The sequence below is a fragment of the Vallitalea longa genome (assembly GCF_027923465.1).
GTDB lineage: Bacteria > Bacillota > Clostridia > Lachnospirales > Vallitaleaceae > Vallitalea > Vallitalea longa.
Genome location: NZ_BRLB01000001.1, coordinates 350,347 through 363,335, shown reverse-complemented (window position 1 = coordinate 363,335; position 12,989 = coordinate 350,347). Strand labels below are relative to the sequence as shown.

13 protein-coding genes are annotated in these 12,989 nt (G+C 29.7%); 9 read left to right on the top strand and 4 right to left on the bottom strand.

Features of this window, described 5'->3' with window-relative positions:
• The first annotated feature begins 157 nt into the window (after positions 1–157).
• Together QMG30_RS01490 and QMG30_RS01485 are read left to right on the top strand one after the other, a co-directional pair.
• Positions 158–1,381, top strand: coding sequence for an MFS transporter (locus QMG30_RS01490; protein WP_281811505.1), 1,224 nt, complete (start codon positions 158–160; stop codon positions 1,379–1,381).
• A 24-nt stretch (positions 1,382–1,405) separates the two neighbouring features.
• On the top strand, positions 1,406–2,137 hold the full coding sequence (locus QMG30_RS01485; protein WP_281811503.1) for a helix-turn-helix domain-containing protein: 732 nt from the start codon (positions 1,406–1,408) through the stop codon (positions 2,135–2,137).
• 77 nt (positions 2,138–2,214) lie between these two features.
• Here the strand turns inward: QMG30_RS01485 and QMG30_RS01480 are convergent, their stop codons facing one another.
• Together QMG30_RS01480 and QMG30_RS01475 are read right to left on the bottom strand one after the other, a co-directional pair.
• Positions 2,215–2,997 carry an ABC transporter substrate-binding protein gene (locus QMG30_RS01480; RefSeq protein ID WP_281811501.1) on the bottom strand — a complete coding sequence of 261 codons (783 nt, stop codon included), beginning with the start codon at positions 2,995–2,997 and terminating at the stop codon, positions 2,215–2,217.
• A gap of 186 nt (positions 2,998–3,183) precedes the next feature.
• Positions 3,184–4,956 carry a methyl-accepting chemotaxis protein gene (locus QMG30_RS01475; RefSeq protein WP_281811499.1) on the bottom strand — a complete coding sequence of 591 codons (1,773 nt, stop codon included), beginning with the start codon at positions 4,954–4,956 and terminating at the stop codon, positions 3,184–3,186.
• Positions 4,957–5,262: 306 nt separating this feature from the next.
• Between QMG30_RS01475 and QMG30_RS01470 the strand changes: the two genes are divergently transcribed.
• Positions 5,263–5,403, top strand: coding sequence for a hypothetical protein (locus QMG30_RS01470; RefSeq protein ID WP_281811497.1), 141 nt, complete (start codon positions 5,263–5,265; stop codon positions 5,401–5,403).
• 17 nt (positions 5,404–5,420) lie between these two features.
• Positions 5,421–7,052 (top strand): recombinase family protein, encoded by a 1,632-nt coding sequence (locus tag QMG30_RS01465; RefSeq protein WP_281811495.1) that lies wholly within the window; start codon positions 5,421–5,423, stop codon positions 7,050–7,052.
• On the opposite strand, the gene QMG30_RS01460 is transcribed toward QMG30_RS01465, so the two are convergent.
• Positions 7,042–7,269 carry an ABC transporter substrate-binding protein gene (locus tag QMG30_RS01460; protein WP_281811493.1) on the bottom strand — a complete coding sequence of 76 codons (228 nt, stop codon included), beginning with the start codon at positions 7,267–7,269 and terminating at the stop codon, positions 7,042–7,044. The two genes, QMG30_RS01465 and QMG30_RS01460, sit on opposite strands and share 11 nt — an antisense overlap.
• Positions 7,270–7,470: 201 nt before the next feature.
• On the opposite strand from QMG30_RS01460, the gene QMG30_RS01455 reads away from it, so the two are divergent.
• The 4 genes from QMG30_RS01455 (at position 7,471) to QMG30_RS01440 (ending at position 9,716) form a co-directional block, all read left to right on the top strand.
• The gene (locus tag QMG30_RS01455; RefSeq protein ID WP_281811490.1) at positions 7,471–8,031 is read left to right on the top strand and encodes a chromate transporter; all 561 of its coding nucleotides are present in this window, start codon (positions 7,471–7,473) and stop codon (positions 8,029–8,031) included.
• Complete coding sequence (locus QMG30_RS01450; protein ID WP_281811488.1) at positions 8,021–8,578, top strand: chromate transporter; 558 nt, start codon at positions 8,021–8,023, stop codon at positions 8,576–8,578. The genes QMG30_RS01455 and QMG30_RS01450 overlap by 11 nt, the downstream gene beginning before the upstream one ends.
• A 24-nt stretch (positions 8,579–8,602) precedes the next feature.
• A complete protein-coding gene (locus tag QMG30_RS01445) occupies positions 8,603–9,310 on the top strand; it encodes a phosphatase (protein WP_281811486.1) in 708 nt (235 codons plus the stop codon).
• A gap of 118 nt (positions 9,311–9,428) precedes the next feature.
• Positions 9,429–9,716 (top strand): YerC/YecD family TrpR-related protein, encoded by a 288-nt coding sequence (locus QMG30_RS01440; RefSeq protein WP_281811484.1) that lies wholly within the window; start codon positions 9,429–9,431, stop codon positions 9,714–9,716.
• Between the two features lie 13 nt (positions 9,717–9,729).
• Here QMG30_RS01440 and QMG30_RS01435 read toward each other — a convergent pair whose 3' ends face one another.
• Positions 9,730–10,344 (bottom strand): DUF1836 domain-containing protein, encoded by a 615-nt coding sequence (locus QMG30_RS01435; RefSeq protein ID WP_281811483.1) that lies wholly within the window; start codon positions 10,342–10,344, stop codon positions 9,730–9,732.
• 331 nt (positions 10,345–10,675) lie between these two features.
• Between QMG30_RS01435 and pcrA the strand changes: the two genes are divergently transcribed.
• Positions 10,676–12,895 (top strand): DNA helicase PcrA, encoded by a 2,220-nt coding sequence (gene pcrA, locus QMG30_RS01430; protein ID WP_281811481.1) that lies wholly within the window; start codon positions 10,676–10,678, stop codon positions 12,893–12,895.
• Positions 12,896–12,989 lie beyond the last annotated feature (94 nt).

Here is a 12,989-nt window from a genome sequence, read left to right as displayed (position 1 = left end):
CTTAAATAACTATAAAATATGGCAATCATTAGGTCCAGAGAAAAATATATCTTCCTAGCTCATTTTATTGATTTGAATAATCATGTAGAAGTATATTCGATATTATGGTATTATATATAGTAGTTAAACTATTATATATAAAAGTAAAGGTGGATGTATGAAAAAATATAAAATGAAGCAGAAGAATGTTTTTTTACTGTGTATCGGATTAAGAAATATTTTTGAAGCAATTGCTACACCAGGTAATTTAGTTTTAACTAGCTTCATGATTTATCTAGGTTTACAAGATTATGAGATGGGATATATTTTAGGGTTCATAGCTCTTACTAATATCTTTCAGTTGATTTCTCCGTTGATATATGAAAAATTCAAGAGTCCTAAGAAAATGGTACTTATTACTAGAACCTTAAGATTCATTGTATTCTATTTCGTAATGTTTCTACCATTTATTGAGAATTACAGATTCATACTTTTATTATTCATAATATTCACTTCAATGTCATTCACTTCACTTATGGGAGGAACTTTTTTAGCTTGGAATGATAGAATTATTCCGATGGATAGAAAAGGAAGATATTATTCAACACGTAACTTGATATCTAATGGTGTTGGTATACTAATTCCTTTATGCGTGGGTAGGGTTCTGGATTCCTATGAACATACTACAGCCTTATTTATGATGATATTTATAATAAGTATTATTTTTGCAGTTGGAGAAATATTTATTATTACAAGACTAGATGATTACCCTATAATAACTAAAGGTAAGTTGACATTAAGACAAACTTTAACATATCCTCTAAAAGATACTAAATATAGGCAGTTTATATTATTTTCATTATTATGGATGTTCGCATGGAATTTCGGTAGACCTTTCTTTAATATATATGCTATTAAATATATTAATCTTTCATATGGTTTTATAGCTTTCGTAGCAAGTTTTACAGCGGTAGTCAAATTACTCCTTGCTAAAATGTGGGGAGCAGGTGTGGATAGATATGGATGGAAAAAGATATTGAAATATACTGGTTTATGCTTTGGCTTTACTCATTTTTTATGGATTTTTATTTCTTTGGATTTTCACATATTTTACTTTTTATTTATCTTGTTAAATGGTATATTTATGATAGGGTTCAATATAGCTAAGTTTAATGTCAACTTGAAATTAACAGATCATGAATATAGATTATCATATATGGCAGTTAATTCAGCTATTACAGCAGTGTTCTCTTTTGTTAGTACTAATATTAGTACAATCATCATTAGGGTAATCGATCCGACTTGGAAAATATTTTCGCTAGATATTTTTCAAATACTTTTTGTTATAGCAGGTATACTATATCTATTGGCATTAATTTACATAATCAAGAAAGATTTATAATTAGTTGAAAGGAATGGTGATATAATGTCTTTGACACCAGCTCCAGCTTTAGAGAAAGGGCTAAAGATTCTAGAGATAATAGCAAAAGAGGAGGAAGTTAGTTTTAACCAGCTTCAATCGATGACTGGTTATAATGTAAGTAGCTTGAATCGCTATCTTCATACTTTGCGCTATCTAGATTATATACAGAAGAATTTAAACAACAAATATATAACAGGATTGAAGTTATTCAGTCTAGCTGAGAAAAGTAATAGATGGCATTTCCTGAAAGAAGTGGCTTATAAACATTTAGTTGAATTAAGTGACCGTTTTGGAATCAGTTTATTGCTAATTGGATATTCTAATGACCAGTTTATTGTATTAACCAAAAAGGCACATAAAGATAATATAACCATGATGAGTGTTGATACCAGTCGTTATTATGAAGAATCCATTGTTTGGTCTTTGCCTTATATCATACATTTAGAGCAAGAAGAGCAGAAGCGAATTATAGAAACTTATTTTAGTGATTATAATGATAAGAGAGAGTGTTTACAAGAATTGAAATCACATTTTATGGAGAACGGATATGTTCTTGATAAAGGGTTCATAAATAAAAATATTTTGAGAATAGGTATTCCATTATATGCGGGTGAATCTAAGCCTATAGCGGTATTGGGAGCAGGGACTTTCAGACAGCATTTAGGAGATAATATAGAAGAAGTAATTTCTGCGATGAAAGATGTTAGTATTCACATAAGTGAATTGGTATTCTAAATGTTACAAATATAAAAAAGGCATTTCAATAATTAGTGTTTGATAGTTTTGTTTGCTAATTATGAAATGCCCTAAATTTATTCTATATTTTTGATTGCTTCTTCAGCAAATTCTGTTGTTATGATTTTATCATATTCTACTTCTTTCGATAGTTCACCAGCTGAATCAAGAATATTCTGAAGTAGGTCAAGACCTGCTTTTTCAAAATATGGGTCTTTTCTCCAAGTATCTTGATCTTTGTATCTCTGAACTATCTTGATTAATAGATCCATTTCGGTATCTTTGAATTGTGGTGCTATAACTTCAGAAATTTCTTCTGGAGTGTGTTCATCAACCCAGATTTGAGCTTTATAGATAGCATTTGTGAATTTCTGTATGGTTTCTGGATTGGCTTTTATATAACTTTTTTCTGCCATGTATGAGGTGTAAGGAACCATACCACTTTCTACTCCTAATGAAGCTACAACATATCCTTTACCTTCATTTTCTATTTTGGAAGCTGATGGTTCAAATTCAGCTGTATAATCTCCCGTGCCTCCAATAAAAGAACCAGCTGTAGCGGTAAAGTCGATATTTGTAATAACCTCTACATCCTCATAAGGGTTAATATTATTCTTTTTCAGAATATATTCCAGTACCATTTGGGGCATACCCCCAGGACGTCCACCTACTATTGTCTTACCTCTTACATTCTCCCAATTGAATTCTTCATTAGTTCTTCCTATTAGGAAGTTTCCAGCACGTTGGGTGAGTTGTGCAAAGTTGATTACATAGTCTTCTTTGCCTTCATTATAGACGTAAATAGATGATTCTGAACCCATGAAGGCTATGTCTGCGTTGTTAGAAATTAAAGCTGTCATTGATTTATCTGCGCCCCATCCTGTTGAGTACATCAGTCAATTTATAATATGTTATTCCAAATGAGAATACAGTCTTTTATTATGAGTAAACATAACCTGAAGAGAGTGGATTAAAAATAATTGGGAAGTATCATTTTAATACAATGCATTATGATACTTCCCAACATTAATATCAGTATTAATATATTATACTTTGAATTTATCTGTTCTTTCTTTTAATGTATAAGCTACGTTTCGTTGTTCTTCTATACTAGCACCGATTTCTTCAAATGCACTTGCCTGTTCTTCCATTACACTGTTAATCTGTTGAACAGAACTTGCATTTTCTTGAATTGAAGATGACATTTGGTCCATAGCTTTTGTCATTTCTTCAGCAACTTGTGATTGTTGATTAGCTGAATTGGATATCATTTCAATTTTATCATTAATGCCTTTAATTGAATTCAATATATTTCTAAAGTGGTCATCGATGATATTGGATTTCTTAACGCTTATTTCTACTAATTCTTGACCTTCAGAAATAGCTGCGTTGGCATTATCAGCTTTGCTTTGGATTTCAGTTATCAATTTGCTTATATTTAGAGCTGATTCTTTGCTTTCTTCTGCTAGATTTCTTACTTCATCTGCTACAACAGCAAAGCCTTTACCATGTTCACCAGCTCTAGCGGCTTCTATAGCAGCATTTAATGCAAGGAGGTTAGTTTGCTCAGAAATATTAGCTATTATTGTAACTATTTCACCTATTTCATCTGATGAAGCTTTTAGATTAACTATAGCATCATATACTTGGTCAGTGGATTCTTTTACCCTACTATTGGCATTAACTACTTCTTTTATATTATTAGCTCCTTGATTAACATATTCAAGCGCTGAATTACTGTCGTTGAATGCATTGTCGACTTGTTGTGAAACTATATCTGAATTACTTGCTAATTCTTGTATACTAGCAGTAGCTTCTTCAACAATACTGGCATTATTTTGAGAACTATCTGAAACATTAGCTACGCCAGTAGATATTTCTTCCATACCTTCGTTAGAATGTTCCATACCTAGTGAAATTTGATTAGATGATTCTGCTAGGTTATCAGCATTTGTTTTAACCTGTGAAACTATTTCATGTATATTATCTATAAAGATATTGAAATAATTAGCGAGTTTACCTAATTCGTCTTTAGTTGTTATGTTAAGTCTTTTAGTCAGATCGCCTTCTCCTTCAGAGATATCTTTTAACATGTTTATTGATTTCTTGATAGGTTTTTTTATTGTATTAGCTATTATCAAACCAAAGAAAATAGATAAGAATATACCCAATACTATAACTACAATAACTACTAGACTGGCAGAAGCATATGTATCTTTACCTTTATCATTAGCTTCATCTGCTATAGCCATATTTACATTAATAATATCATCTAATGTTTGTTCGGATTGTAAAAATAGTTCTCTGTTAATGTTAGAAGATTCTAAAACCTGTTTATCAATCGATTTAATTTTATCAATACTTTCAGGTAAATTAGATGTTGCTAATTCATCTCTTTCTTTTTGCAATTTGACAATTTCATTTTCTTTCTTTTCCCAATCTTTCCATTGAGTTATAAATTTATCCCATAATACGGCTTCTTCTTCCGTCTGGGGAAGTTCAGCATATACAACCCAAGCGGCATCAGCTCTGGCAAAGGCATCCTCAATGTATGTATATTGATCTTTTCTAAATTGAGCATCATATATATCCGAATTAATAAGTCCTCGTTCACCAACAATGACAGCTGTTTGAGCTTCACTTATAATTAACAAAGCTTCTACACTGGGAAGACGTACATTAGCAATTTCATTTTGATCATCCATAATACGGTTCATTGAATAATATCCAACAAATCCTACTACACCAGTTATTAAAGAAACTAAAATAAATCCTATAAGTATTTTTGATGTTATTTTTAAATTTTTAAACCATTTCATAAACTACCTCCGTAAAATAAGTGTTATTTATATAACCCCTTGAGTTAAATATGTAAAAAATTCCTCCTTGAATAAATGATGATATATATACTTTTTATTCTAGTTATGTATATTTTTTACATTATATCATTTTATTATATATTTTGTCAAAATAATACATAAATCTATTATAATTTTGTTTGTTAATGTACAAAAAGAAATCTTAATTAGTGTTTTTAGATAGTATCTTTTTCAATAAATATTATTAATAGGACAATATATGTATGGCATATTAATAGATATATTTAAATATAAGGAGTTATATTTTTGAAGAATGGAGAAATAGAAATTAAATATGTCAAAGGTATTAAAGTTATATGTAATCATCAATTAGAGGGAGATAAGTCAGAAGTGGAAAATAGAGTATTCAAGATATTAATTACTTCCATTCAAAAAAATGAATACTAAAATCCAGGGGGGATTATGTGGAGTGTAATATAAAAGGATTAAGAGCTATAGCATTATACAGGGTTAGTACTGATAGACAGGATGAGGCTATGCAGAAAAAAAGCTGTCAGGATTTTTGCACAGAAAATCATGTGAAATTAATTGAAGAGTATACAGAGATTGATGTATCAGGGTTTAAGGTACCATTGAAAGAAAGGAATGAGTTAATAGATATACTCATAAGAGCTGAAAATAGAGATTTTGATTTATTGTTAATATATAATAATGACAGGCTTACTAGACGATCTGATGAAGCACCTCACATTCTACAAGTATTATCAAATAATGATATAAGAGTTTTCGAAACCTTAACCAATAATGAAATAAGGACAGATTCCCATATGGACAAGTTGATTAATTTTTTTAATAGTTGGACAGCGGAATTTGAGAGTATCAAGACTTCTATGAGAGTCAAATCGGCTTTTGCAGAAAAAAATGAGAAAGGAAGATTTCTAGGAGGGCTTCCATATGGATATAGATTAATTAGAACTAACGATATGAATAGAAAAGGACAATACATTAGTAGGCTGGTCGTAGATTCAGAAGAAGCAAAAGTGGTGAAAATCATTTTTGATCTATATATGAACAAAAACATGGGTACAGTAAGAATAGCTAATTATTTAAATAGTAATAACTTCTATACTAGAAAAAAGAAATATTACTTAAATCATAATATGAAGCTTTCACAAAATGAATTTTTATGGAGAGCTTCAACAATAATACGAATATTGAAGAATCCAGTATATATTGGTCTAAAATCGTATAATAAGACAAGATCCACAAGAGATAAGGTTATTAGAAATAGCCAAGACAATTATAAGATTCAACCATATAATAAACAACTTAGATTGATTAGTGATAAAGATTATTATCATGTTCAAGACTTAATAGAAAAACGCAAAAAAAACAAGAATAAATTATTTACAGCAGCTACTATAAGTGATAATGCATTATGTAGTGGACTTATTTATTGTAGATGTGGTTGTAAATTGAAAACAGGTTATTCTTATAATAAATATCATAGAAAGAAAGATAATAAAGATATCAAGAAAAAAGTTTATTATTATTGCTGTCCAAATCATATTGTGAATAAGGAAAAGCATAAGGAAATAACACAAAAGACTATATATGGTATATCAAAATATGATAGCATTATTAATGAAGTGATTGCTAATGAAATAAAGGATTTTAGTGTAGCTGATTTTAATAAAATGCTATCAACTATAGAATGTACTAATTATAATAAACAGTACGAGTTGAATAGCTTTATATTACTAAGAGAAAAACTGCAAAAATTGATATATAAATATGAAATGGCCATAGATGAATGCTTATTGAATAATGATCAGGAAAAAGCGGATATATTCGTTAAGAATATCAATCGTAATAAAGATAAACTAGCAAAATTAGATATAGAGATACAAAAGATTACAGATTATGTTGATAGTGTTAAAGAAAATGTTAAGAAGTTAAAGGATAAATGTAAGTTTGAGCAATTAACAGGAATTTATAATAGTTGTTCTTTGAATGAAAAGAAAGCTATCATAAGTAAATTGGTTAGTAAAATAACTGTATGTGATGATGAAATAGTAATCGATTTTATTTACTGATGTACTCATTTGCACATCCTGTGGTAAGTTCAATATCTAGACCTTCATCTTCAAAGAACCCTTTTTCAATAGCGACGTATTGAGGAGCATAGAATATTGAATGAACAACTTCGTTTAGTCTTACAGTTGTAAGATTACTTTTACTATTACATCCACTAAGGATTGCAGTCGATGCAATAATCATAAGTACTACTAAGCTAACCAATTTTTTCCTCACTAATTTGACCCTCCTTATTTTGTTAGTAAACAACTGTTTTCATGCTGTTTGCTTTGGTATAAATATACTATGCATAGGAGATTGTACCTGTTACAATATTTGATGTTTAATCATTTTATGAATTTTTGTCCTTTAAATATAGAAAATTATATGTTAAAATATGTTGAATATTTACGTAATTAAATGTAAAGGTGATTATCAATGAAAAAGTTTAAAGAGATATTAAAGTATTACATGTTATTCTTCAAAATAGGACTATTTACTATAGGTGGTGGATATGCTATGTTGCCTATAATCGAGAAAGAACTAGTAGAAAAATATAAATGGTCTACAGAAGAAGAAGTACTTGATAGTTATGCATTGGCCCAATCCATTCCTGGTGTAATAGCAGTTAATACTGCTGCACTTATTGGTGTAAAAGGTAAAGGATTCTGGGGAGCTGTAGCTGCTTCACTAGGAGTTATTTCTCCATCTATCATCATTATAATAATGATATCTACATTTTTTAGTAGATTAAGAGAAATAACTATAGTAGAAAATGCTTTTAAAGGTGTTAGGGCAGCAGTTCTAGCATTATTAGTGATTTCTGTTTATAAGATGGTAAGAAAATCCGTTAAAGATATTTGGGGAATAATATTTTTATCAGTTGCATTCGTATGCGTACTATTTTTTGATGTTTCTCCAATTTTTATCATAATAGGAGCAGTGATAGTAAGTATTTTTATTTATAATAGAAAGGAAAAAGACGAAGATGCTAGCTAGACTATTCTATGAATTTTTTAAGATAGGTTTATTTACATATGGTGGTGGGTTAGCTATGCTACCGTTACTTCAGCAGAAAGCAAGAGATTTTGGTTGGTTTACAGAAGAACAATTTACTGATATGATAGCTATATCGCAATCTACGCCAGGTGCTATTGCGATAAATATGGCTACTTTTGTGGGCTATGAACAAGGAAATATTATAGGTTCACTATTATCATCTATTGGTTTGATAATACCTGGTTTCGTCATTATAATGATAATAGCGAAATTTTTAAAGCAATTTAATGAAAAACCAGTTGTGAAATCCATATTTACAGGACTTAGAGCGACAGTTATAGGTTTGATACTTACTGCAATAGTCAATATTGCGACAGTTTCGATTTTCAACCTTAAACTGTTTAAAGAGACTAACATGATTAGAGATTTCTTTGACATAAAATCAATAATACTATTTGGAGTAACTTTGTTCGCTGTTTTAAAATTCAAAAAGCATCCTATTTATTATATTATTGCAGCAGGAATTATAGGAATAATCATTTGGTAACAGTTGTAGAAAGGATATGATTTAATGGAATATATACTAGATGTTCATACGCATACCATAGTAAGCGGACATGCATATAGTACAATGCAAGAAGTAGTAGAGCAAGCTGCTAAGAAGGGACTTGAATTAGTAGCTATAACAGATCATGCACCAACAATGCCAGGATCTGCACATATGTTTTATTTTAGTAATTTATCAGTTATACCTCATTTCATTAATGGGGTGGAGGTTCTAAAAGGTATAGAAGCCAATATAATTAACTATGATGGTGATATTGATGTTGATACTACCATATTGGAGCAACTGGATATTGTTATAGCTAGTTTACACCCACCATGTATTGAATTTGGTGATATAGAACAGAATACCAATGCAATAATAGGTGCAATGAAAAATCCTTATGTCAAAGTAATAGGACATCCTGATGATGGAAGATTTCCATTGGATTATGATAGAGTTGTAAAAGCGGCAAAAGAACATGAGGTATTGTTAGAAGTGAATAACAGTTCCATGAATCCAAAAGGTTTCAGGAAGGGAACAGAAAATATAAAGACAATGTTGCAAAAATGTATGGAAGAAAATGTTTCCGTCATTTTAAGTAGTGATGCACACGTGTCTTATGATGTGGGAAAATTTGATAGTGCTATTAAGCTGATTGATGAAATCAATTTCCCGAAAGAGTTGATTGTTAACACCTCTGTAGAAAAATTAAAAAGATATCTAAAAGGGTAATTATCCCCTTTACTTTAATATTTTATCGTGGTAAAATTTGATTAAGGAGTATAGGTGTAATAATAAATAGATAGATGGGTTTTTTATTATTATACCTGAAGAAAGGGAGAGGGATATAATGAGTAAGAATATTAAATCACACGAATTGGATAAGCTTTTTGAAGCTATATTAAATTTAAATAATTCTGAAGAGTGCTATTTGTTTTTTGAAGATATCTGTACAGTAAATGAATTGCAATCTCTTGCTCAGAGGCTACAAGTTGCAAAAATGTTGAGGGAACAACATACATATTTAGAGATTGCAGAAAAAACAGGTGCATCCACAGCAACAATTAGTAGGGTTAATCGTTCATTGAATTATGGAAATGACGGTTATGATATGGTTTTTGCACGAATGAAAAGCTAACGATTACGTTAGCTTATTTTTTTGGTTTAGTATCTTTGGGATCTGTATTTTGTTTGAAATATCTATCTATAAGTTTTTGGGTCAGATGTTTTTGAGCAGTGGCTTGAAGAGTTAACAGATATATTATATTGAATAACTCCAAAATGTCTTTGTTTTCTTCATCGGAGTCTTTAAATGTGTTAGCTGCTACTTCTATAGTCTTTTCAATATGCTGCTTAAAAAGTTTAAACTCATCTTTTTGGACATTCAATAATTTATCATAAAATTCTTCTATTGAAAAATCGGGATTGTTTTCTAACATATCTTTTATAGGTGATAGAAGTTTTTGAATATCGGTTATGGATAGCACATGTTTTGAATAATATATAAATATTAGCATAATCATATGATCCCTAGAATATTTTTTCTTTATTGGTGGTGGTAGTATATGATTTTTACTATAGTTATTAATCATGGTTTTTGTTAATATCTTATCATCATCCCTACGTTTTAATGAACCTAGATTTTCATCCATAAAAGTAGTGACTTGATCCATATATAAGCTAATGTTTGGAATATCTTTGGAGTAAACATGGTCCATGTTTTCAAGATCGTTTAATAATTTTTTCATATACATTAAGTAATTCATTTCTTTATCACCTCATTATTTTGATGAGTAGTGCTTAAAATAACTAACATTGAATAAATCTTTATATATGCATTTTATGCATTATACTTATTATATAGTATTTAAAACTACATAGCAAGAAGTTTGTTGAATAATGAATAAGTTATATAGAATCGTTCATGATTCCTAACATTGAGAAAACGTAAGTTATAATATGTTTTTCATATAGCTAAGATAGTCATTTAAAGTTAGTTTTCCTTGTAAATAGTTATATTTGGCTCTAGCGAATTAATGTTTCATATGATATGATATTAGGTATATGAAAAACTCTACTATATAGGTGGTAATTGATATGGATAAAAAATATGACTCTTTGAATAAAATGCAAAAAAAAGCAGTATTACATACAGAGGGCCCCTTGCTTATATTAGCTGGAGCAGGTTCAGGTAAGACAAGAGTATTGACACATAGAATAGCATATTTAATTGAAGAAAAAAATGTAGCACCATGGAATATTCTTGCGATTACTTTTACGAATAAAGCAGCTAAAGAAATGAGAGAAAGAGTTGATAACCTTGTAGGTTATGGTAGTGAAGATATATGGGTTAGTACATTTCACTCTACATGTGTGAAGATACTTAGACGCCATATTGATAAAATTGGTTATGACCGATATTTTACTATATATGATACTGATGATCAGAAAAAATTAATTCGTGAATGCATGAAACAACTTAATGTTGATCCTAAGCAATTTAAAGAAAATAGTATTTTAAGTAGTATAAGTTCAGCAAAAGACAAGCTTCTTACACCAAAAAACTACGAAAAGCAAGCTTATGAATACAGGAGTCAAGTTGTCTCTAAAGTATACACCATGTATCAAGACAGGCTCAAAAAAAATAATGCTCTTGATTTTGATGATTTATTAGTAAAAACAGTTGAGGTATTTAGGTTATGTCCAGATGTATTATCTTATTATCAAGATAAATTTAAATATATCATGGTGGATGAATATCAGGATACTAACCACGTGCAATATATTTTTGTTGGATTGTTAGCAAGCAGATTTAAAAATCTATGTGTAGTCGGTGATGATGATCAGTCTATATACAGATTTAGAGGTGCAGATATCAGTAATATACTTGATTTTGAGAAAGATTTTAGAAATGCTGAGGTAATCAAGTTGGAACAGAATTACCGTTCTACCAAGAATATATTAGATGCGGCAAATCAAGTAATAAGTAATAATTATGGAAGAAAGAATAAGACATTATATACTGACAATGAAGCAGGTGCTTTAATTAATTATAAATGTCTACAGAATGAACAGGCTGAAGCTGAATATATGTCTTCAGAGATAATTAAAGGTATTGAATCAGAAGATAGAAATTTTAAAGATTTTGCAGTACTATACAGGACTAATGCCCAATCACGTGTTATTGAGGAAAGATTCATCATCAATAATATCCCTTATAAAATTGTGGGCGGTACATCTTTCTATCAAAGAAAAGAAATTAAAGACATACTTGCTTATTTGAAGACTATCAATAATAGTACTGATGATATTGCAGTAAAAAGAATAATAAATGTTCCAAGAAGAGGAATTGGACAAACTACTATTAATAAAGTAGAGGATTATGCATATAATAATGATGTGAATTTCTTCAACGCACTTTGTGAAGTTGGTAAAATACCAAATATGACACGTTCTTCTAAGAAAGTGGAAGCATTTACTAATTTTATTAAAACTCTGAGAGTAGAAATGGATACGATGAGTCTTGTTGACTTGACTAATGAAGTAATAGACAGGACTGGCTATGTTAAAGAACTAGAGGCTGAAGGTACAGATGAAGCATATGGAAGAATTGATAATATTGGGGAGTTGATATCCAAATTAACTGAATATGAAAGTAATGAGGAAAATCCAACATTAAATGGTTTCTTAGAAGAAGTTGCTCTTATAGCAGATATAGATAATTATAATGAAGAAACCAATGTTGTCGTTCTAATGACTATGCATAGTGCTAAAGGATTAGAATTCCCCTGCGTTTTTATTTCTGGTATGGAAGATGGTCTATTCCCAAGCTACATGAGCATATCTTCTGGAGAACAAGAAGACGTAGAAGAAGAAAGACGTTTATGCTATGTAGGTATAACTAGAGCAAAACAAAAGTTATATCTATTAGGTGCCAATTCTAGAATGATTAGAGGTATGACTCAATATAATCAAGTTTCAAGATTCATTAGAGAAATCAACAATGACTTGTTTGATCTTGAGTATACTGAATCAGTTCAAGATATACCTAATGAAAAAACTAGCTTCAGAAAAAGTGCACATAGTTTTTTGAAAACTAATCCATATGTGGTTAAGAAAAACGTTAACAATATTCCATCTCCAAGTAATTTTTCACTTAATTATGTAAAAGGTGATTTAGTAAAGCATGTTAAGTTTGGCATAGGTGAGGTACTGGACATTACACCAGGAGGAGCAGATTTTGAAGTTACAGTTAATTTCCCAAGTGCTGGAGTTAAAAAGCTTATGGCAAGACTTGCTAATCTAAAGAAAGCATAAAATTATACTTTTAATAAAATATTAATAAAAATAAGAATAAAATTAGTTTAAAAATGCAAAGAATAATGGTATAATTATACAAAATATTCAAATG